Raw genomic sequence first — 19,418 nt, 5'->3', positions numbered from 1 at the left:
GGCCCTATCGCCGTTGCGCAAGGTCGTCCATCCGCTTTCCTAATCGTGCGTGCTTACCTGCCAGGTGGCGTGGTCGATGCCATGGACGCGCGACAGGTGCTCGACCAGCGTATCCAGTTCGCTATGCGCCACATTCGTGCCGACCAGGGTGGCGACGAGCGCGACCTGTTCCTCGCCGCGTTCCTGCGTCGCGAGGTCGGCGACCGGCAGTTGCGCATTCTCCAGATGCTCGACCAGCAGATCGCCGAGCGGCCCCGCTTCCTCGACCGCGACCGTGATCGTCACGCTATAGGTCGCCTCCACCGTGCCGCCCGCGAACGGAATGCGGTTGATCGCGTCGACCAATGGCCGAAGCGCGGTGTTGGCGAACAGCACCACACCGGTCAGCAACACCGCCTCCGCCACCATGTCGGACCCGGCGATCGCCCCGACGGCGGCCGAACACCATAACGTCGCGGCGGTGTTGAGGCCGCGGACGTTCATCCCCTCCTTCATGATGACGCCGGCGCCGAGGAAACCGATCCCGGATACGACATAGGAGATGACCCGGATCGACTCGACGTCGCCGCCCAGTCGTTGACCGAGGTCGACGAACGCGGCCGCACCGATCGCCACCAGCGCATTCGTGCGCAGCCCCGCCGTCCGCTGCCGATACTGCCGCTCCGCCCCGATCGCCGTGCCGAGCACGAAGGCGGTCACGTAACTGATCGCGGTGTCGAGGAACGGCGACAGGTGAAACAGGGTCAGGAAGCGCATCGCGGGGGCGTTAGCCAACGACGACGACGGCGAAATGACACCGTCGTCGCGATCGGGTCATTCCGGCTTGTCGCCGATGTGCCGGTCGAGGAAGCGCTCGATCGTCGTCCAGACGTGGATGTCGCGCACCGCCGAATGCGTCTTGCCGGGATAGAGCATCATCTCGAACGGCATGTCGGCGGCCTGCAGGTCCGCCGCCACCTTGGTGGAATTGTCGAGGAAGACGTTGTCGTCGGCCATGCCGTGCATCAGCAGCAGCGGCGTGGTGATCTTCTTCGGATCGATCACCGCACGCGACGCGTCATAGGCGACGCCGTCGACACGCGGATCGCCCATGTACCGCTCGGTATAATGCGTGTCATACAGGTGCCAGTCGCTGACCGGCGCGCCCGAGATCGCAGCGGCATAGACGTCCTGATCGGCCTCGGCCATCTTGAGCGACATATAGCCGCCGTAGGACCAGCCATAAGTGGCGATCCGCGCCGGATCGACGAAGGCGAGCGTCTTCAGGTAATCCGCACCCTTGAGCTGATCGGCGACCTCGACGGTGCCCATCGCGTGCCAGATCGCGCTTTCGAAGGCGACGCCGCGGTTGGGCGAGCCGCGATTGTCCAGCTCGAAATAGATCCAGCCGCGGCTGACCAGATGCTGGATCAGCGGGTTCTTCCAGTTGCGGACCACGCCCTGCGACCCCGGCCCGCCATAATGCTGGAAGAACACCGGATAGCGCTTGCCCGGCGCCATCACCGGCGTGATCATCTGCCAGTGAAGATCGGTGCTGCCGTCCGCGGCCTTGATCGTCCCGAACTGCACCGGGCGATGGCTGGCGAGATACGGGGCATAGGGATGCGCGCCCTCGACGCGGTTCTCGTTGATCCAGGCCAGCCGCTTGCCGCCGGCGTCGGCGAGATAGGTCTGCGGCGGCTGGTTGGGGTTGGAGCGGGTGACGAGGAAGCGTTGCGCCTTGCCGTCGGCGGTGACGCTGTTGTTCCAGCCGCGCTCGGTCAGCCGCGTGATGCCGCCGCGCTTCAGGTCGAGCGCGTAGAGATGCTGTTCGAGGACGTCGTCCTTCGTCCCGAGGAAATAGGCGCGCGCCTTCGGCTCATCGACCGCGACCAGCCCGGTGACCACCCAATCGCCCTTGGTGAGTTGCGTCCAGCGGCCGCCCTTCAATCGCCAGAGATGTCCGAAGCCGTCACGCTCGGAGCGCCACAACAGGCTGCCGTCCTCCATCGGGCGATAGCTGTCGGAGAGATTGATCCAGCTCTTCGCACGCGCGGACTCGGTGAAGAGCACGGTCGCCTTGCCGGTCGCCGGATCGACGCGGAGCATGTCGAGCTTCGTCTGCGCGCGGTTCTCGCGCTGGACGAGCAGCGCCGAGCCGTCCGGCAACCAATCGACGCGCGCCAGATAGATGTCGGGGTCGCTGCCGAGATCGACCTTCACCTTCCCCGATCCGTCGGCGCGCATCACGTACAAGTCGACCAGCACGTTGGGCGTGCCGGCGGCGGGGTAGCGTTGCTCGTAGATGCTGGTGCCGGTCGCGCCGATCGCGGCGCGCGTGAAGACCTTGACCGGCGTTTCGTCGAACCGCTCGACCGCGACGTAGCGATCGTCGGGGCTCCACCAATAACCGTCGGTGCGGTGCATTTCCTCCTGCGCGACGAACTCCGCCTCGCCGAAGTGGACGAGGCCCTTGCCCTCGCTGGTCAGTGCGCGCGCCGCACCGCCACCGAGCGGCTGGACCCAGACGTTCTGGTCGCGGACATAGCTGACGAAGCCGCCGCGCGGGGAAACGTTGGCGTTGAGCACGCCGCCGGGCACGTCGGTGATCCGGCGGACCTGCCCGTCGACACCGGCAAGATACAGATTGCCGTCAACGGGCACGAGCAGGTTGCGACCGTCCGCGGCCCAGTCATAGGCGACGATCCCCTTGAGCGCGCCGATCCGGGCGCGTTCGCGCTGCATCTTCTCGGCTTCGGACAATTCGGCGCCAGAGCCGACCTTGAGGCTGTCTACCAGCATCCGCTCCGCGCCGGTGCTGGTGTCGCGTGCCCACAGGTCGAGCCGGTCCTTGTCGTCGGGGCGCGCGCGCAGGAAGGTCAGCAACGTGCCGTCCGGCGACAGCTTGAGCGCGCGCGGCTGCGGTCCCGCGAGATCGGGGGTGGCGAACACCCGCTCAAGTGTCAGCGGCGTCTGCGCAACTGCCCCCTGCGCGTCAGCCACGGCCGAAAATCCCGTCGTCGCCAGCGCGGCGACGATAAACCACTTGTGCATTCAGACCCTCCGTCACCCGAATGCTGGTGACAAAGATCACCGCACGAAGACAGCAGAATCTTGGGATCGATCGCGCCCGAACATGATGACGCAGGTTTGTCTTTTGCCGTCATTGCTGGGTAAGGATGACCACGTCGCAATCCGGAGCAAGGCCGGACCGCATCGAACCACCGTCAGCGCCATACAGGCGATCGCTGTGCGACGGTGATCCAACCTGCCCCGGTGTTGCGCTAGGCGAGTTGCCAATAGGTCGCGTAGCGTTCGTGCGCGACGCGGTGATAGGGGATCAGCCGGACCGGCGTCCCGTCCTGTGCAACGATCGTGAATTCGAGCGGATTGCCGGTCGGGCGGATGCTCTTGACCAGCGCGTCGGGGTCGCCCGCGAGCACCGGCACCGCGACCGGCGCATCATTGTATTCGCCGTATTTGCGCTCGTTGACGATGATGTCCGCGCCGGGCGCAAGCCCCTGCTTGCCGAGCGCGCCGGCCAGCACCAGCGGGCCGTAGGTGAAGGCGACGATCTGCGGCGCCGCAGGGCCCGCTCGGCGGCGGGCTCCATGACCAGCCGCAAGTCGACCCTGTCGCCATCCTTCCACGTCCGGTCGAGCGTGACATAGCTGCCGGGTTCGACCGAAGTCGCCGCCTCGACACCGTTGACCAGCACCGTGGCGGTATGGCTCCAGCGCGGGTGGCGCAGCTTGAGCGCAAGCAAGGCCGGGCGCTTCGCCGCGATCCGCAGCCGCGTGCCGGACTGCGCGGGGAAGGATGTTTCTTGTGTTAAAACAACATCTTGCTCACGCCACTTCAACGACGATGGGATGAACAGATTGACGTAAAGCTGGCGCCCGTCGTGGAAATAGATCGAGTCCCGGTACTTGACGTGATTTTCCATTCCGGTCCCGGTGCAGCACCAGAAGCTGTCCTCCGGGGTGTGGTACAGCTTCATGTAGCCGGGGCGCGCACCCTGGAAATAGGTCGCCATCCCACTGTCGGGGTCCTGCGAGGCGAGGATGCCGTTGTAGAGCGTGCGCTCGTAATAGTCTGCGTAATCGGCGCGCGGATCCTGCAGGAACAGCTGCCGCGTCAGCTTGAGCATGTTGTGCTGGCAGCACGTCTCCGACCCCTTTGCCGAGAAGACGTGCTTGTCGAAATCGGCCATCGCGAAGAAATGTTCGTTGTCGCCATGCCCGCCGGTCGCGAAGGCGCGGGTGCGGGCGACGGTCTTCCAGAAGAATTGCGCGGCGGCATGGTAGCTGGCGTCGCCGCCTACCTCATGCACACGCTGGAAGCCGATGATCTTCGGGATCTGGGTGTTGGCATGCAAGCCGTCGAGTTGATCCTGCGCCTTCACCAGCGGCGCGAGTATCGCCTTTTGCGAGAAACGCTCCGCAAGTCGTTGATAGTCAGCGTTTCCCGTCATCACGAACAGGTCGGCATAGACTTCGTTCATGCCGCCATATTCGGTCTTCAGCATCTCCTCGAACTGAGCGTCGCTGAGCGGACGGGTGGCGACCACGCCCCAATCGGCGAGCCGCAGCAGTACCGCCTTCGCCGCCGCACTGTCCGCGAGCAGCGTCGCGTCACGTAGGCCGGCATAGACCTTGTGGAGCGTATACCACGGCACCCCGGTGATCGGCTCGCCGCGCAGATGCGCCGACAGAAGCGCCGCGCCCTTGGGGAAGGCGCAGACGAGGCCGCTGTTCGCCGCCTTCTGACACGCCGCCAGTTCGCGGGCGATATAGACGATGCGCTTGCGGTACTCCTGCTTGCCGGTGGCGCGATAGGCCAGCGCGCAGGCGGAGAGATAATGGCCGAGCGTGTGGCCGTGGCAGTTGATCTCCGCCCACATCGGCTCGGATTCCCAGCCGCCATACACCGCCGCCTTGGGCTTCAAGCCGGCATTGATGCGGAAGTTGTGGAGCATTCGGTCGGGCTGGAGCCGGAGCAGATATGCCTCGGTCTGGCGTTGCGCATGGAGGAACGGGCTGTCGAGCAGGTCGACGTCCTGCATGTCGAACGGCTGGAGCTTGGCGGGGGTGCTCACCTGCGCAAGGGTGGGGACGGTAACGCCGGCCAAAAGCGCGCTGCCGGCGACGCCGGAAAGAAAATGACGACGCGACAATGGGCTACAACAGACGTTCGTCACAAAACTCTCCTATCGTACGCAGTTCCGTCGACTGCGCGTGACGATCATAGCCATTACTCCGTCAAATGCCAGCCGTCGCCTCGGCACTTTTGTCTTGTCGCGCCCGGCTGAGATCCTGGAAGGTAGGGCGGTGGACGATCGGCGATCATCATCCAAACAATCCAAGTTCTTCGACCTCATTCGCGCTAAGGTCGATCCCGAACATCATGCTCAGCCGCATCCGATAGACGCGCGGATCGGTGATCTCCGCCTCGGCGATCGTCTCCGCTGCGCGGCGGCGATACTGGCGGTCGATCAGCGACGCGAAGCCGCGCGGCAGGACGATGCTCGTCACGGCCGTGCGGGTGAAGCGGCTGCCCGGCGCGCTCATCGACCAGTGATTGCCCAGCGCCAGATCGCTGTCATGCACTTCGGTCGTGGTGAAGCTATATTGCGGCTGCCAGCCCGGCCCCGTCCCCCGGCCATCGGTGGTGGTCGGATCGCCGTCACGGAGCAGCAGCCAGCCGCCCTCCCCGGCGCGTTCGTCATCGCCAACCAGCAGGAAGTGCGCGCCGTCGGGCGCTTCGCCCTGTGCCCCATCCTCCAGCGGCATGACCGGGGCGTAGCTGCCGCCGAAGCCGGCGTCGGCGATCCACGGCTGGCCGTCGATCGTCACCAGCGACAGCGTGTGCGTCAGCGGCGGCATCGCGGTGGCGCCGAGCCAGACCCGCGCGAGCAACGGCCGCGCGGTGAAGCCGAGCGCGGCGAGCGCGTCGAGCAACAGGCGGTTGTGCTCGAAGCAATAGCCGCCGCGCCGCGCGGTGACCAGTTTGGCGGCGACGCTCGCCCCGTCGATCGCGATCGCGCGGCCGAGCAGCACGTCGAGGCTCTCGAACGGGATCGCGAGACGGTGCGCATGCTGGACGCGCGACAGGCCGGCGGCATCGCGGGTCGGGCGCGCGGGAAGGTCGATACGGGCGAGATAGGCGTCGAGGTCGAACATGCCGCCCGCGGTAGCGCGGTTGGGCGACGTTGAGAACGGGTTTGACCGACCCCATAGTCAGGCCCATGCCGGATCACCAAATGAGGAGGCCAAGTTGAGCGACACCAAGGGTTTGGAACTGCGATCGGTGGTCGACGCCGATGGCTCGCTGACACTGAGGCTAGAAGAGGTCACGTATCCGACGCCCGGCGACGACGAGGTGCTGGTGCGCGTCGAGGCCGCGCCGATCAATCCTTCCGACCTCGGGCTGTTGCTGGGACCGGCCGATGTGACGACGCTGGAAGAGGTCGGCACGCCTGACGCGCCGGCGTTGCGCTTCCAGGTTCCGGACGGGCGAGTGAAGGGGCTGCGTGCGCGGGTCGGCCAGTCGCTGCCGGTGGGCAACGAAGGCGCAGGAACGGTGGTCGCCGCGGGTGCGCAGGGGCAGGAACTGGTCGGCCGCAAGGTCGGGATGATCGGCGGCGCGATGTTCGCTCAATACCGGCTCGCCAAGCTGCGCGAGGTGGTGCCGCTGCCCGAGGGTGCCAGCGCGGCGGACGGCGCGGCGATGTTCGTCAACCCGCTGACTTCGCTCGCGTTCGTCGAGGCGATGCGCGCAGAGGGGCATAAGGCGATCGTCCATACCGCCGCGGCATCGAACCTCGGGCAGATGCTCCAGAAGATCTGCCTCGCCGATGGCGTGCCGCTGGTGAACATCGTTCGCAAGCCCGAGCAGGCGGAGATCCTGCGCGCGATCGGCGCGACCTACGTCCTGAACAGCCAGGACGAGGATTTCCGCGCGAAGCTGGCGGATGCGTGCGCCGAGACGGGCGCGACGATCGCCTTCGACGCGATCGGCGGCGGGTCGCTGGGAAGCGATATCCTGCAGGCGATGGAGCAGGCCGCGAGCCGCAATGCGGGCGAGTACAGCCGCTATGGCTCGGATACGTTCAAGCAGCTGTATATCTACGGTGCGCTCGATACCGGACCGACGACGCTCAACCGGCTGGCGTTCGGGTTCCAGTGGAGCGTGTCGGGCTTCCTGCTGTTCCCGTGGCTGAAGAAAGCGGGGGCGGAAACGGCGCAGCGGATGCGGCAGCGGATCGCCGACGAGCTGACCACGACCTTCGCCAGCAACTACACCGCGACCATCGGACTGAAGGAAGCGCTGAACCCGGACGTGCTGCGCGCCTACGAGCGCAAGGCAACGGGGGAGAAGTATCTGATCGACCCGACGCGATAGTCGGTCGTCGTTGCGACCCCGATGCAGGCCGGGGTCGCAACGACGATAGAGGCTAAATCGCCTGCCCGGCAGCCCAACCGCTCGCCCATGCCCATTGGAAGTTATAGCCGCCAAGCCAGCCGGTGACGTCGACCGCCTCGCCGATCGCGTACAGGCCGGGCACCTTGCGCCCCTCCATCGTCTTCGAGGACAAAGCATCGGTCGCGATGCCGCCGACCGTCACCTCGGCCTTGGCAAAGCCTTCGGTGCCATCGGGATGGAAGTGCCAATCGGACAGGCGGCGCTCGGCCTCCGCCAGCGCGCGGTCGGTCGTCGCGCCGAGTTCGCCGACGCCGAGCCGCTCGGCGAGCACGTCGGCGAGCCGTGACGGCAAATCGAGGACCTGCGCGAGCGTGCCCCGCGGTCGCGTGCGCTTGGCGCCGGTCAGCCAGCCGGGGGCAGCGTCGGGGCGGAAGTCGATCGCGACCGCTTCGCCGTGCCGCCAGTAGCTCGACGCTTGCAGGATCGCGGGGCCGGACAGGCCGCGATGGGTAAAGAGCGCGGCTTCGGCAAAAGCGGCCTTACCGGCGCGGGCGACGACCGGCGTAGCGACCCCTGAGAGGGCGCGGAAGAGCGCTTCGTCGCCGGGCAAGGTCAAGGGGACCAGCGCCGGGCGCGGCTCGACGACCTTGAGGCCGAAGCGACGCGCGATGTCATAGGCGATGCCGGTGGCGCCCATCTTGGGGATCGACGGCCCGCCCGTCGCGATCACCAGCGCCGGGGCGGTATAGCTGCGGTCGCCGTGCGCGACGGTGAAGCGGCCATCGGCGTGGCCGATCTCGCCGAGCGAATGCCCCAGGCGGATCGTGACGCCGCCCAGCTCGCACTCACCAAGCAGCATGTCGACGATCGCGCGCGCCGAGCCGTCGCAGAACAATTGTCCGAGCGTCTTTTCGTGCCAGGCGATGCCGTGGCGTTCGACCATGTCGAGAAAGTCGCGCGCGGTGTAGCGGCCGAGCGCGGACTTGGCGAAATGCGGGTTGGCGGAGAGGTAGCGGTCGGGCGCGGTGTGCAGGTTGGTGAAGTTGCAGCGGCCGCCACCGGAGATCAGGATCTTCTTGCCCGGCGCCTCGGCATGATCGAGTACGACGACGCGCCGGCCGCGCTGCCCGGCGACCGCCGCCGCCATCAACCCTGCCCCGCCCGCGCCCAGCACGATCGCGTCGAATGTTTCCATCGCGCGGCCGTGTCATAGGCGCGCGGCGAAGTCGATGCCGGTCGAGCCTCGGTTGTCCTTGCGAGCGGAGCGACGCAATTCAGCGCCGGATCAGGACGTCCTGGATTGCTTCGCTACGCTCGCAATGACGGAAGGCGTTTGATTTTGGTCGCTTGCCACCATCGCTTCGGCATCGAACCGGTGACGATGCTTTTTTGACAGGCCGCAGGAAAGCTCCTCGAATCAACTCGAAAACACTGTCCCGATCATTCCGTAACCCCGGACTTGTTCCGGGGTCCACCGTTCCGCAGGATCAACACTTACCCGTTAGCGGAACGGTGGATGCCGGAACGAGTCCGGCATGACGGATGAAGCCGCGGTTACCCTAGAGGGTGATCCATCCAAGCAGAAGCGTCATCCCGGCGAAGGCCGGGGCCCAGTTGGGGGACGCTAATGATGTAGGTTGCGCCTAATTTCGTCGACCTTCCCAACTGGGCCCCGGCCTTCGCCGGGGTGACGATGAATAAGTGTGCAAACCGGGTGGATCAAACTCTAGATCGCCGCCAGCGCCTGTTCCATGTCGGCGACCAGATCGTCGGCGTCCTCGACGCCGATCGAGATGCGGACGAGATTGTCGGTGATGCCGAGCGCCTGCTTGCGCTCGTCCGCGACCGACAGGTGCGTCATGCCCGCCGGGTGGCTGGCGAGCGTCTCGGTGCCGCCGAGGCTGACCGCGAGCTTGGCGATCTTCAGCGCGTCGAGGAAGCGGAATGCCTCGGGCTCGCCGCCCTTCAGGTAGAGCGAGAAGGTCGAGCCCCCGCCCGTGCAGTGGCGGCGGTAGATGTCGGCCTGTCGGCCCTCCGCCTCGGCGAGGAAGCCGAGATAGCCGACAAGTTCGACCTTCTCCTGATCGCGCAGGAAGGCACAGACCTTGGCGGCATTCTCGCCAGCGCGGCTCATCCGCAATTCCAGCGTTTCGAGGCTGCGCATCAGCATCCACGCGGTATTCGGGTCGCAGATCGTCCCGATCGTGTTGCGCATCGCGCGGATCGTGTTGATGAGCGGCTTGGCCCCCAGCACCGCGCCCGCGACCAGATCGGAATGGCCGCCGGCGTATTTGGTGAGGCTGTAGACCACCGCATCGGCACCATGCTGGAGCGGCTGCGACCAGAGTGGGCCGAGGAAGGTGTTGTCGATCGCGATCGGCGGCAGTTCCTCGGCATCGGCGAAGATGGCGTCTCGACTGGCGCGTACCGCCTCGACGTCGACCAGCGCGTTGGTCGGGTTGGCTGGGCTCTCGAGATAGATCAACGCCACACGACCGGCGTCGTTGGCCTTCTTCATGACCGCGTCGATCTCCTCGCGGGTCGCGCCCGCCGGAAAGTCGAGCCAATTGACCCCGAAGCGACCCAGCACGCGTGCGATCAGCGTTTCGGTCGCGGCATAGAGCGGGCCGGAGTGGACGATCGTGTCACCCGGTCGCACCAGCGACAGGAACAAGGTCGCGATCGCCGACATGCCGCTGGAGAAGGTCAGCGCATCCTCCGCGCCCTCCCAGATGCCGAGCCGGTCTTCGAGGATTTCCTGATTGGGGCCGTTGAAGCGCGAATAGACCAGCCCCTCCGCACCACCGGGCCGCTTGCCGGTGACGCCCTCGAAATGGCGCTTGCCCGCCGCGGCGTTGGGGAAGACGAAGGTCGAGGTGAGGAAGACCGGCGGCTTGAGCGCGCCTTCCGACAGCGCCGGGTCGTAACCGTGACCCATCATCAGCGTCGCCGGCTTGAGCTTGCGCCCGCCGATCGAATCGATCTGAGCCTTGGGCGACCGGCGCGTCTCGACGCCGGTCAGATCGTCTTCGGTCGGCTTGGTCATGGCAGTCTCACCTATTGCGAGCGATAAGGAACGAACTGGCCCATCGCGCAGCTACCGCTGGGGATGCGCGCCGGGAGGTTGACGGTCTGGGCGATGTCGCCGCGGCACAACCGGGTCTGGAACTGGCGGGTGACGATCGCGTCGCCGCGCGCTACCGCCTCGCAGCCGCCACCGGTATCGGTGACATAGACCAGCTTGCCGCTGACACGGTACAGCAGCTTGCCGTCGTAGGCGGTCAGCTGCGGTCGGGTGAAGCGGGTATCGATACAATCCTGCGGCTTGCCGGGGGTCTTGCCGGCGAGCAGCTTCTCATAAGCGATGCGGTTCTTGTCGGGCTTGTCGGTGTTCTGTGCCGGAGCGGCGACCACCGCTACGGCCCCGAGCGCCGCCGCAGCGGCGAAGGTGACGAGGAAACGCATCGCTTTCTCTCCTTCCATCCGCACGCACCGACATGGTTACGTGCGATACCATATCGTCAGCTCTGATCCTTGCGCAAGCGGCGTTCCGTGAACGTCGCGACGTCGGGCGCGCGCAGGAACGGATTGGTCGCACGTTCGAGACCGATCGTGGTCGGGATCGTTGCTTCGCCCGCTGCACGGAGCCGGTCGACCTGCTGCATCCGCTGCACGAGCGCCTGATTGTCAGGCTCGACCGTCAGCGCGAAGCGACCGTTCGATTGCGTATATTCGTGCCCGCAATAAACGCGGGTCGCATCGTCGAGTGTGGCGTAGCGCTGCATGTTCGCGAACATCTCGGCCGGCGTGCCCTCGAAGAGCCGGCCGCAGCCCATCGCGAACAAGGTATCGCCGGTGAAGATCACGGCGTCGTCCGCGAAGTGGAAGGCGATGTTGCCGGCGGTGTGGCCGGGCACGTGCCACACCTCGGCGCGACGATCGCCGAGCATGACGGTATCGCCCTGCCCCACACCATCGTCCAGCGCTTCGATCCTGGCGCGCTCGGCTTCCGGGCCAATGACCGGTGCGCCGGTCGCCTGCTTGATCGCCGCCGCGCCGCCGACGTGATCGGCGTGCCAATGCGTCAGCCACACCGCGCCGATCGTCCAGCCGCGCGCCGCCGCTGCGTCGAGCACCGGCTGCGCCTCACCCGGGTCGAGCGCCACGGTATGCGTCCCGTCGTTGAGCAGCCACGCATAATTGTCGCTGAGCACGGGGACGCGGACGATCTCTAGCATCTCACCACGTCCCGGTGTTGGGCATCGACGCCCATGGCTCGGCGGGTTCGAGCCTGCCGTTCTGCAGCAGCTCGATCGAGATGCCGTCGGGCGTCTTTACGAACGCCATGTGCCCGTCGCGCGGCGGGCGGTGGACGACGTAGCCGTGATCGAGCATCCGCTGACAGGTCTCGTAGATATCTTCGACGCGGTAGGCGAGATGGCCGAAGTTGCGGCCGCCGGCATATTCCTCCGGGTCCCAATTGTGGGTCAGCTCGACCTCGGCGTTGGCGCGTTCGCCGGGCGCGTTCATGTCCTCGGGCGTGGCAAGAAAGATCAGCGTGAAGCGCCCCGCCTCATTGTCGAGGCGGCGGACTTCCTTGAGCCCGAGCACCTCGAAGAAGGCGATCGTCTTGCCGGGATCGCTGACCCGGATCATCGTGTGCAGATATTTCAACGTCTTGCTCCCGCCCGTCAGGGCACCACGTCCTCGACGGCGCGGATCAGCAACGCGATATCGTCCTCGCGCGAGAGCCGGTGGTCGCCGTCCTTGACCAACCACGTCTGAACGTGCGGCGAGCGGATCAGTTCGGCAAGCCGGCAGGTGCGATGCCACGGCACGTCGGGATCCTGCTGACCTTGCAGCAGCCGCATCGGGCCGTCGAAGGCGATCGTCCCGCCCATCAGGCGGTTGGCCTCACCGGATTGCCAGAAGCGGCGCGTATAGACGGTCGGCTCGGGGCCATAAGGGTTCGGACGCTCCAGACGGCCGTGCTGGAGCAGGTACATCTTCTCGTCCTGCGAGAAGCCCCAGTCGGTGAAGTCCGGCGCGGGGGCGATGCCGACCAGCGCCGCGACCCGCTCCGGCCGGGCAAGCGCGGCGAGCAAGGCGATCCACCCGCCCATCGACGAGCCGACCAGCACGACCGGGCCATCGACATGATCGATCATCGCAAGCGCGTCGTCGCGCCAGTCGGCCAGCGACTGATCCTCGAACTTGCCCTCGCTGGCGCCGCAACCGCCATAGTCGAAGCGCAGATAGGCCCGGCCCTGCGCCTTGGCCCATTCCTCGAGCGCGACCGCCTTGCTGCCGGTCATATCGGAGGCATAGCCGGGCAGGAAGACGATCGTCGGCGACGTGCCTTGCGTGTGGTGATACACGAGCCGCGGGCGCGGCGGTTGCGTTGTGACGATGCTCATGCGCGCGGACATAGGAACGGCGGGCGAGTCAGGAAAGCGGGTCAGCTTGCCGAGGGGCTGACGAACACCTCTTCGATGCGCTTGCCGAAGGTCTCGGCAATGCGGAAGGCGAGCGGCAGCGACGGATCGTAGCGCCCGTTCTCGATCGCGATCACGCTTTGACGGCTGACGTCCAGCCGCGTGGCGAGTTCCTGCTGGCTCCAGCCGCGCTCGGCGCGCAATGCGCGCAGGTGATTGGTCATCGCGCCGCCCGGCATGCGCGCCACGTCAGCAAGGCGTTGCTGGTGGCGATGACGCCGAAGACCACGAACCAGATCGTCGCGGCATAATAGCCGGCGACGTGCGGCGCGAGGCCGAAGCCTTCGAGGAATCCCCAGCCGGTCGTGATCGACAGCGTCACCGCGGTTGCGATCAGCGACTGGCGAACGAATTGCGCGCGGATATATTCGTCACGCAATTCTACCATCAAGCGTCCGATGACGACGAACACGCCCGCGATCGGCAGTGCGGGCAGCACCGCCGCGAGATAGGCGAGCGCGCCGGACGGCGGCGCCGCGCGAAACCACAGGTTCACGCCGATCAGCGTCACGACGTAGACGGTCATCGTCGCGGCGAGCCGGTAGCTATAGCGCTTGATCTCGGGCTGGACGTGCATCTCGACTCTCCCTCATCATGTGAAGGAAGCTTTACAAGTCAAGGCTGCTTTACGTCAAGCGTGCTTTACACCGAGCATCTGCACCATCTCGCCGGCGAGCAGGGACAAGGTGTCGTCGCGTGCGCCCATGACGACGATGCGGTCGCCGGGGCGCGCCTGCGCGACGCAATGCGCCGCCGCCGCGGCGCGATCGGGGATGTGGAGCGCGTTTCCCCCGGCAATCGTCACGTCATGGACGACATCGGCGCTGGTCACCTCGCGCGAGACGGTGCCGCCCTGATAGACGGGGTCGGGCAGCACGAGCAGGTCGTCGGCGCGCAGGTGTGTCGCGAACATCGCGGCGAGTTCGGCGCGCATCACCTTGAGCGGGCCGTAGCCGTGCGGCTGAAACAAAGCGATCACCCGGCCGGGGAAGGCGTGGAGCGTGTCGAGCGTCGCGGCGATCTTGTCCGGGTTGTGGCCGAAATCGTCGATCACTGCGACGCCGTTCGCCTCGCCGACCAGATCGAAACGGCGGCGCAGGCCGGTGAAGCGCTCGATGCCCGCCACCGCTTGTTCGAGCAAGAGACCGGCGGCGAGCGTCGCGCCGATCGCACCCAAAGCGTTGGACACGTTGTGGCGGCCGGGCACCTTGAGCGCCACGGGTGCTTGTCGGCCGTCGTGAACCAGCGTGAAGCGGATCGCGAACGGCTCGGCGACCATGTCTGTTGCGAACAGGTCGGCGCTTCGATCGACCAGCGAGAAGCGCGTCACGCGCGCCGGGGGCAACGCCATCGCCAGCCGAGCGGCGTCCATATTGTCGGCGTTGACCACTGCGGTGCGCGCATGGCCGATGAAATCGCCGAACAGGCGGTTCAGCTCGTCGAGCGACTTGTGATCGAGGCTAACGTTGTTGAGCACCGCGACCTGCGGGCGATAGAGCGCGATCGAGCCGTCGCTTTCGTCTACCTCGCTAACATAGGAATCGCCCTGCCCGACCAGCGCGCTGGCGAACGGGCGGTCGGGGCTGGCGAAATCCTTCATCACCGCGCCGTTCATCACGGTCGGATCGCGTCCGGCGGCGTCGAGGATCGTCGCGATCATGCCCGTGACCGTCGACTTGCCGCTGGTTCCCGCGACGCCGATCGGCTGCGCGGCGGCGTTGAACAGCGCGGCGTTGAGATCGGCACGCGACAGACGACGGCAACCGAGCCGGCTCGCGGCGACGATGTCGGCGACGGTGTCCTCGACCGCGGCGGACGCCACCACGATCTGCTCGGGAGCGGTCACGCCGCCGCCGTCCTGCGCGAACAGCTCGACACCCAGCGTGCGCAGTCCGTCGAACTTGGCGGGCACACGCCCCTGGTCGAGGCCCCGGTCGCTGCCCGCGACGATCGCGCCGCGCCCGCGGAGGATCATCGCCAGCGGCATCATTCCCGATCCGCCGATCCCGACCAGAAAGAAGCGCTGGCCCGATAGGTTGCCGTCATGCATGGCGGCGGGCTATCGGCGCTTTGCGCGGGCGTGACAAGCAGGAGGTGGCGATGCGGATCGGAGTGCTGGCGGCGAGCAGCGTCGCCAACCCGGACGTGATCGCGCCGGTGTCCGCGTTCGCAGCGGTCGCCTACCCCGAAATCGACCTCGTCTTTCATCCGCAATGCTATGCGCATGACGGGCATTTTGCCGGGTCCGACGCGGTACGCGCGGCGGCGTTCCTCGAATACGCCAACGATCCTGCGTTCGATGCGATCTGGTTCCTGCGCGGCGGTTATGGGTCGAACCGGTTGCTGGCGACGATCATGCCGCACCTCGGGGCGGCGGCGCGGACCAAGACCTATCTCGGTTATTCCGACGTCGGGTTCCTGCTGGGAGCGCTCTATGCGCGGCGGATCGGGCGTGCGGTGCATGGGCCGATGGCGAGCGATATCCGACGGCATGGCGGCGATGCGACGGTGGCGCGGGCGCTGGGTTGGTTGGCACGCGGCGATCGCGCGGGGCTGGAGCCGGGGCTCGACGGACGTCCGGCCGCGGCCTTCAACCTGTCGATCCTCGCCGCACTGGTCGGGACGCCCTACCTCCCCGACCTTGCCGACCATGTGCTGATCGTCGAGGAAGTGTCGGAGCCGATGTATGCGATCGACCGAATGCTGTTCACGCTCGGCAACGCCACGCAATTGCGCAGCATCGCAGGCGTCCGGCTGGGCGCGGTGACCGCGGTGCAGCCCAATGAGCCCGAATGGAGCGAACCGCTCGACGAGATGATGACGCGCTGGTGCCGCGATCTGGGCGTGCCGTATCTCGGGCGCGCAGAGATCGGGCATACGCAGGCGAACCATGTGGTGCCGTTCGGGGTGACGTGAGCGCGCCCTTGGCCCGCGGGTTTGTCTTCTTCGTCCTTGCGAGCGTAGCGGAGCCATCCCGCGTTGGATCAGGACGCCCTGGGTTGCTTCGCTACGCTCGCCATGACGGTACGGGGCACGCAATGAACGGTTTCCAAACCCCGGATTAACATTTGTCAATGTCGATACGGGAACGAAACCACCCCGCAAATCCGTCGTTTTTTGGGCCTAACCCTAGCCAAGAGGAGGGCACGATGAACAAGATGCTCACCGCAGTTGTCGCTTTCTCCAGCCTGATCGCCGCCACCGGCGCGTCGGCGGCACCTTGGGTGGCGCAGGCGGCGCAGGTGCCGCTGTCGAACGGCATGGTGGCCATCGCGCTGGTGAAGAACGGCAATACCGAGAAGACCGTGGTGTGCCGCGACACCGCGGACGCACTCGTGAAGCTGCGTCCCGAAGGGATCGCGTTCGACACCGCGATGCGCCATGGCAAGAAGGTGACGACCGAAGAGGTGATCGACGATGCGCGGATCATCCCGGTGGCGGTAGATGCCTGCACCGTGGCACCGGGCAACCACTTCGACACCGCGGTTGCCCGGGCGCGAACGGCCTGAGCAAACATGATCGGCGGCGGGTACGGCCCGCCGCCGACGTCTCACGCCTTCGCGGGCGTCTCCTGCGGATGATGCGGGGTGAGGATCAGCGTGCGGCCCTCGACCCGCCAGCTTTTGAGCCGCGACAGGAAGTTCATCCCCAGCACGTCGACATCACCGAATGCAGGCGACACCACCACTGCAAGATCGCGCGCAATGACGTTGCCGAAGCGCAACTCGCGCACCTCGCCGGTGTCGGCGCGGATCGTGCCGTTGGCGGTCTTCAGCAGCACCGGGAAGACGGCGGGCTTAACCTCGACCCCGGCCGCCGCGGCGGTCGCCGGGGACAGCGCGGTGATCGTCGCACCGCTGTCGACCAGCAAGCGACGCTCGGCCCCGCCGATCTGCGCGCGGACGTAGAAATGGCCATCGCGGCTCATGCGGATGCGCGTTTCCTCGCCCGCGACCTTCTGATCGTCCATGTCGAGCGCCGCCGCCGCACGGCCGAGCCACGGGTCGAAGCGACCGCGCTCGGCGATCGTCGCGTAGAGCAGCAGCCCGGCCCCGACCCACAATGCGAGGCTGACCAGGGTGCGCAGGATCGGAATGCGTCGCGCCACCAGTGCAGCGACGAACAGCGCGCCGAGCAGCAAATAGAAATGCGGGTTGGCCGAAATCTCGACGGGCATGATCGTGATATAGGGACGGCAACCTTGCTGGAGAATGGCCGGGCTGGAGAATGGCCGGGCTGGAGAATGGCTGGCGCATGTCGGGCGTGCGCGCTATGTCGGTGAGGTGAAGACGATGCTCACTACCACCACTACCCGGCCATGTCCGGGGGCCGGCGCCCGCGTCATTCTCTGACGCACGGCACCGCCCACCCGGACCGGGGGAACGGTGCGGCGGCTTTCCACCCTGACGATCACCCACGCCGCTCTTTTCGTCGGGGCACGGCATCGCTAGGCCGACACCTCGACTTTGTGCAGGAAGACCTCCGATGGAAATGCTCTCGATCACGCTGCCCGACGGTTCGGTCCGCGAGGTCGCGTCCGGCACCACCCCCGCCGACATCGCTGCCGCGATCGGGCCGGGGCTCGCCAAGGCGGCGATCGCCGCGCGGGTGGATGAAGGCCAAGGGGGCGAGCTGCGCGACCTGTCGCGTCCGCTGACGCAGGATGCGCGGCTGTCGTTGGTGACGCAGAAGGACGAGGCGGATGCGCTGGAGCTGGCGCGCCACGACTTCGCGCATGTGATGGCCGAAGCGGTGCAGCATCTGTTCCCGGGCACGCAGATCACCTTCGGCCCGGCGACCGATGACGGCTTCTATTACGACTTCGCGCCGAAGGATCGCCCGTTCACCGACGAGGATCTGCCCGCGATCGAGGCCGAGATGCGGCGGATCATCGCGAAGAACGAGCCGTTCACGCGCGAAGTCTGGTCGCGCGAGCAGTTGATCGAGACGTGGCAGAAGCAGGGTGAGACGTTCAAGGCCGAATGGGCCGCCGAACTGCCAGACGGTGAGGAACTGACGATCTATCGTCAGGGCGCGTGGCTCGACATGTGTCGCGGGCCGCACATGCCGTCGACGGGGCGGCTCGATCCGAACGCCTTCAAGCTGACGCGCGTGTCGGGCGCGTATTGGCGCGGCGACCAGAAGAACGCGATGCTCAGCCGCGTCTATGGCACCGGCTGGCTCAACAAGAAGCAGCTCGACGCGCATCTGACGATGCTGGAGGAAGCCGCCAAGCGCGACCATCGCAAGATCGGCGCGGAGATGGACCTGTTCCACCTCCAGTCCGAGGCGCAAGGGTCGGTCTTCTGGCACCCCAAGGGCTATATCCTGTGGCGGCAGATGGAGGCGTATATGCGCCGCCGTCTGGATGCCGCCGATTATGCCGAGGTGAAGACGCCGCAGCTGATGGACGCACGCCAGTGGGAGCAGTCCGGCCACTGGGGCAAGTATCGCGAGAACATGTTCGTCGTCCCCGACGAAATCCCCAATACCGAGGATGAGGGCGCGGTCATTTCGGGTGATGCCGACATGATGGCGCTGAAGCCGATGAATTGTCCGGCGCACGTGCTGATCTTCAAGCAGGGGATCAAATCGTATCGCGATCTGCCGATCCGCATGGCGGAGTTCGGCTGCTGTCACCGCAACGAGCCGCATGGCGCACTGCATGGCATCATGCGCGTCCGCCAGTTCACGCAGGACGACGCGCATATCTTCGTGCGCGAGGACCAGTTGGTCGAGGAGGTGCGTAAGTTCTGCGAACTGCTCCACTCGGTCTATCAGGATCTCGGCTTCACCGATTATGCGGTGAAGCTGGCGCTGCGCCCCGAGAAGCGCTTCGGCTCGGACGAAATGTGGGACCGCTCCGAGCAGGAATTGCGCGAGGCGGTGCAGGCGTCGAACCTGCCGCAGGACATCAAGGACAAGTTCGAGGAGCTGCCGGGCGAAGGCGCTTTCTACGCGCCGAAGCTGGAGTTCCATTTGACCGATGCGATCGGGCGGACGTGGCAGGTCGGCACGATCCAGTCCGATCGCGTGCTGCCCGACCGGCTCGACGCGAGCTACGTGGGCGAGGACGGCAACCGGCATCGCCCGGTGATGCTCCACCGCGCGATCCTCGGCACGTTCGAGCGGTTCATCGGCATCCTGATCGAGCATCACGCCGGCCGGTTCCCGCTGTGGCTCAGCCCGGTGCAGGCGGTGGTGGCGACGATCGTGTCGGACGCCGACGATTATGCGCATGAGGTGGCCGCGAAGCTGCGCGCGGCGGGCATCCGCGTCGAAACCGACCTGCGCAACGAGAAGATCAACTACAAGGTCCGCGAGCACTCGGTCGCCAAGGTCCCGAACCTGCTGGTGGTCGGCAAGCGCGAGGCCGAGGAAGGCAAGGTCGCGCTGCGGCGGCTCGGCAGCCAGGCGCAGACGTTCCTGACGCTGGAGGAGGCGGTGCAGATGTTGCGCGACGAGGCACGGGCGCCCGATCTGCGCTGACGCTCGACGTGATCGGTCCGCTCCCATATG

The 19,418-nt window shown here is 66.6% G+C and carries 19 protein-coding genes; 5 read left to right on the top strand and 14 right to left on the bottom strand.

The window, feature by feature from the left end:
- Positions 1–39: 39 nt before the first annotated feature.
- From QP166_RS06720 to QP166_RS06705, 4 genes are all read right to left on the bottom strand, one after another.
- Positions 40–756, bottom strand: a complete 717-nt coding sequence (locus tag QP166_RS06720) for an MgtC/SapB family protein (RefSeq protein WP_333915225.1) — start codon at positions 754–756, stop codon at positions 40–42.
- Between the two features lie 57 nt (positions 757–813).
- The gene (locus tag QP166_RS06715; RefSeq protein WP_333915224.1) at positions 814–3,033 is read right to left on the bottom strand and encodes a S9 family peptidase; all 2,220 of its coding nucleotides are present in this window, start codon (positions 3,031–3,033) and stop codon (positions 814–816) included.
- A gap of 286 nt (positions 3,034–3,319) precedes the next feature.
- Complete coding sequence (locus tag QP166_RS06710) at positions 3,320–5,179, bottom strand: beta-L-arabinofuranosidase domain-containing protein (protein ID WP_333915223.1); 1,860 nt, start codon at positions 5,177–5,179, stop codon at positions 3,320–3,322.
- Between the two features lie 148 nt (positions 5,180–5,327).
- Positions 5,328–6,161 (bottom strand): arylamine N-acetyltransferase family protein, encoded by an 834-nt coding sequence (locus QP166_RS06705; RefSeq protein WP_333915221.1) that lies wholly within the window; start codon positions 6,159–6,161, stop codon positions 5,328–5,330.
- A gap of 94 nt (positions 6,162–6,255) precedes the next feature.
- On the opposite strand from QP166_RS06705, the gene QP166_RS06700 reads away from it, so the two are divergent.
- Positions 6,256–7,383: a zinc-binding dehydrogenase gene (locus QP166_RS06700; protein ID WP_333915220.1), complete on the top strand. Its 1,128-nt coding sequence runs from the start codon at positions 6,256–6,258 to the stop codon at positions 7,381–7,383.
- Between the two features lie 52 nt (positions 7,384–7,435).
- Here the strand turns inward: QP166_RS06700 and QP166_RS06695 are convergent, their stop codons facing one another.
- The 9 genes from QP166_RS06695 to QP166_RS06655 form a co-directional block, all read right to left on the bottom strand.
- Positions 7,436–8,599, bottom strand: coding sequence for an NAD(P)/FAD-dependent oxidoreductase (locus QP166_RS06695; RefSeq protein ID WP_333915219.1), 1,164 nt, complete (start codon positions 8,597–8,599; stop codon positions 7,436–7,438).
- 531 nt (positions 8,600–9,130) lie between these two features.
- On the bottom strand, positions 9,131–10,450 hold the full coding sequence (locus QP166_RS06690; protein WP_333915218.1) for a cystathionine gamma-synthase family protein: 1,320 nt from the start codon (positions 10,448–10,450) through the stop codon (positions 9,131–9,133).
- 11 nt (positions 10,451–10,461) lie between these two features.
- Positions 10,462–10,869: a hypothetical protein gene (locus QP166_RS06685; protein WP_333915216.1), complete on the bottom strand. Its 408-nt coding sequence runs from the start codon at positions 10,867–10,869 to the stop codon at positions 10,462–10,464.
- A 56-nt stretch (positions 10,870–10,925) separates the two neighbouring features.
- Positions 10,926–11,642, bottom strand: coding sequence for a hydroxyacylglutathione hydrolase (gene gloB / locus QP166_RS06680; protein ID WP_333915215.1), 717 nt, complete (start codon positions 11,640–11,642; stop codon positions 10,926–10,928).
- 1 nt (position 11,643) lies between these two features.
- Positions 11,644–12,078: a VOC family protein gene (locus QP166_RS06675; protein ID WP_333915214.1), complete on the bottom strand. Its 435-nt coding sequence runs from the start codon at positions 12,076–12,078 to the stop codon at positions 11,644–11,646.
- Positions 12,079–12,095: 17 nt separating this feature from the next.
- The gene (locus tag QP166_RS06670; protein WP_333915213.1) at positions 12,096–12,821 is read right to left on the bottom strand and encodes an alpha/beta hydrolase; all 726 of its coding nucleotides are present in this window, start codon (positions 12,819–12,821) and stop codon (positions 12,096–12,098) included.
- A gap of 41 nt (positions 12,822–12,862) precedes the next feature.
- Positions 12,863–13,063, bottom strand: a complete 201-nt coding sequence (locus tag QP166_RS06665; protein ID WP_333915212.1) for a helix-turn-helix transcriptional regulator — start codon at positions 13,061–13,063, stop codon at positions 12,863–12,865.
- Positions 13,060–13,476 carry a hypothetical protein gene (locus tag QP166_RS06660; protein ID WP_333915211.1) on the bottom strand — a complete coding sequence of 139 codons (417 nt, stop codon included), beginning with the start codon at positions 13,474–13,476 and terminating at the stop codon, positions 13,060–13,062. Before QP166_RS06660 ends, QP166_RS06665 begins: the two co-directional genes overlap by 4 nt.
- Positions 13,477–13,530: 54 nt before the next feature.
- Entirely contained in the window at positions 13,531–14,949 is a 1,419-nt protein-coding gene (locus tag QP166_RS06655) for a glutamate ligase domain-containing protein (protein WP_333915210.1), read from the bottom strand.
- A 50-nt stretch (positions 14,950–14,999) separates the two neighbouring features.
- On the opposite strand from QP166_RS06655, the gene QP166_RS06650 reads away from it, so the two are divergent.
- Both QP166_RS06650 and QP166_RS06645 read left to right on the top strand, forming a co-directional pair.
- Positions 15,000–15,815 carry an LD-carboxypeptidase gene (locus tag QP166_RS06650; RefSeq protein WP_333915209.1) on the top strand — a complete coding sequence of 272 codons (816 nt, stop codon included), beginning with the start codon at positions 15,000–15,002 and terminating at the stop codon, positions 15,813–15,815.
- Positions 15,816–16,048: 233 nt separating this feature from the next.
- The gene (locus QP166_RS06645) at positions 16,049–16,408 is read left to right on the top strand and encodes a hypothetical protein (protein WP_333915208.1); all 360 of its coding nucleotides are present in this window, start codon (positions 16,049–16,051) and stop codon (positions 16,406–16,408) included.
- A 41-nt stretch (positions 16,409–16,449) separates the two neighbouring features.
- On the opposite strand, the gene QP166_RS06640 is transcribed toward QP166_RS06645, so the two are convergent.
- Positions 16,450–17,076 carry a retropepsin-like aspartic protease family protein gene (locus QP166_RS06640; protein WP_333915207.1) on the bottom strand — a complete coding sequence of 209 codons (627 nt, stop codon included), beginning with the start codon at positions 17,074–17,076 and terminating at the stop codon, positions 16,450–16,452.
- A gap of 34 nt (positions 17,077–17,110) precedes the next feature.
- Between QP166_RS06640 and QP166_RS06635 the strand changes: the two genes are divergently transcribed.
- Complete coding sequence (locus QP166_RS06635) at positions 17,111–17,251, top strand: hypothetical protein (RefSeq protein WP_333915206.1); 141 nt, start codon at positions 17,111–17,113, stop codon at positions 17,249–17,251.
- A gap of 139 nt (positions 17,252–17,390) precedes the next feature.
- The gene (gene thrS, locus QP166_RS06630) at positions 17,391–19,388 is read left to right on the top strand and encodes a threonine--tRNA ligase (RefSeq protein ID WP_333917276.1); all 1,998 of its coding nucleotides are present in this window, start codon (positions 17,391–17,393) and stop codon (positions 19,386–19,388) included.
- The last annotated feature ends 30 nt before the right edge of the window (positions 19,389–19,418 follow it).

Source organism: Sphingomonas sp. LR60 (assembly GCF_036855935.1).
In the GTDB taxonomy this organism is placed as follows: domain Bacteria; phylum Pseudomonadota; class Alphaproteobacteria; order Sphingomonadales; family Sphingomonadaceae; genus Sphingomonas.
Note: the sequence above shows the minus strand (reverse complement) of the source record. Positions and strands in the feature narration are given on the sequence as shown.

Excerpts from the sequence above, each read along its gene's own strand:
- QP166_RS06705 (WP_333915221.1), bottom strand. The coding sequence starts at position 6,161 with ATGTTCGACCTCGACGCCTATCTCGCCCGTATCGACCTTCCCGCGCGC.
- QP166_RS06695 (WP_333915219.1), bottom strand. The coding sequence starts at position 8,599 with ATGGAAACATTCGACGCGATCGTGCTGGGCGCGGGCGGGGCAGGGTTG.
- thrS (WP_333917276.1), top strand. The coding sequence starts at position 17,391 with ATGCTCTCGATCACGCTGCCCGACGGTTCGGTCCGCGAGGTCGCGTCC.
- QP166_RS06670 (WP_333915213.1), bottom strand. The coding sequence starts at position 12,821 with ATGAGCATCGTCACAACGCAACCGCCGCGCCCGCGGCTCGTGTATCAC.
- QP166_RS06715 (WP_333915224.1), bottom strand. The coding sequence starts at position 3,033 with ATGCACAAGTGGTTTATCGTCGCCGCGCTGGCGACGACGGGATTTTCG.
- QP166_RS06635 (WP_333915206.1), top strand. The coding sequence starts at position 17,111 with ATGGCCGGGCTGGAGAATGGCCGGGCTGGAGAATGGCTGGCGCATGTC.
- gloB (WP_333915215.1), bottom strand. The coding sequence starts at position 11,642 with ATGCTAGAGATCGTCCGCGTCCCCGTGCTCAGCGACAATTATGCGTGG.
- QP166_RS06720 (WP_333915225.1), bottom strand. The coding sequence starts at position 756 with ATGCGCTTCCTGACCCTGTTTCACCTGTCGCCGTTCCTCGACACCGCG.
- QP166_RS06645 (WP_333915208.1), top strand. The coding sequence starts at position 16,049 with ATGAACAAGATGCTCACCGCAGTTGTCGCTTTCTCCAGCCTGATCGCC.
- QP166_RS06690 (WP_333915218.1), bottom strand. The coding sequence starts at position 10,450 with ATGACCAAGCCGACCGAAGACGATCTGACCGGCGTCGAGACGCGCCGG.
- QP166_RS06650 (WP_333915209.1), top strand. The coding sequence starts at position 15,000 with ATGCGGATCGGAGTGCTGGCGGCGAGCAGCGTCGCCAACCCGGACGTG.
- QP166_RS06685 (WP_333915216.1), bottom strand. The coding sequence starts at position 10,869 with ATGCGTTTCCTCGTCACCTTCGCCGCTGCGGCGGCGCTCGGGGCCGTA.
- QP166_RS06660 (WP_333915211.1), bottom strand. The coding sequence starts at position 13,476 with ATGCACGTCCAGCCCGAGATCAAGCGCTATAGCTACCGGCTCGCCGCG.
- QP166_RS06640 (WP_333915207.1), bottom strand. The coding sequence starts at position 17,076 with ATGCCCGTCGAGATTTCGGCCAACCCGCATTTCTATTTGCTGCTCGGC.
- QP166_RS06665 (WP_333915212.1), bottom strand. The coding sequence starts at position 13,063 with ATGACCAATCACCTGCGCGCATTGCGCGCCGAGCGCGGCTGGAGCCAG.
- QP166_RS06655 (WP_333915210.1), bottom strand. The coding sequence starts at position 14,949 with ATGCATGACGGCAACCTATCGGGCCAGCGCTTCTTTCTGGTCGGGATC.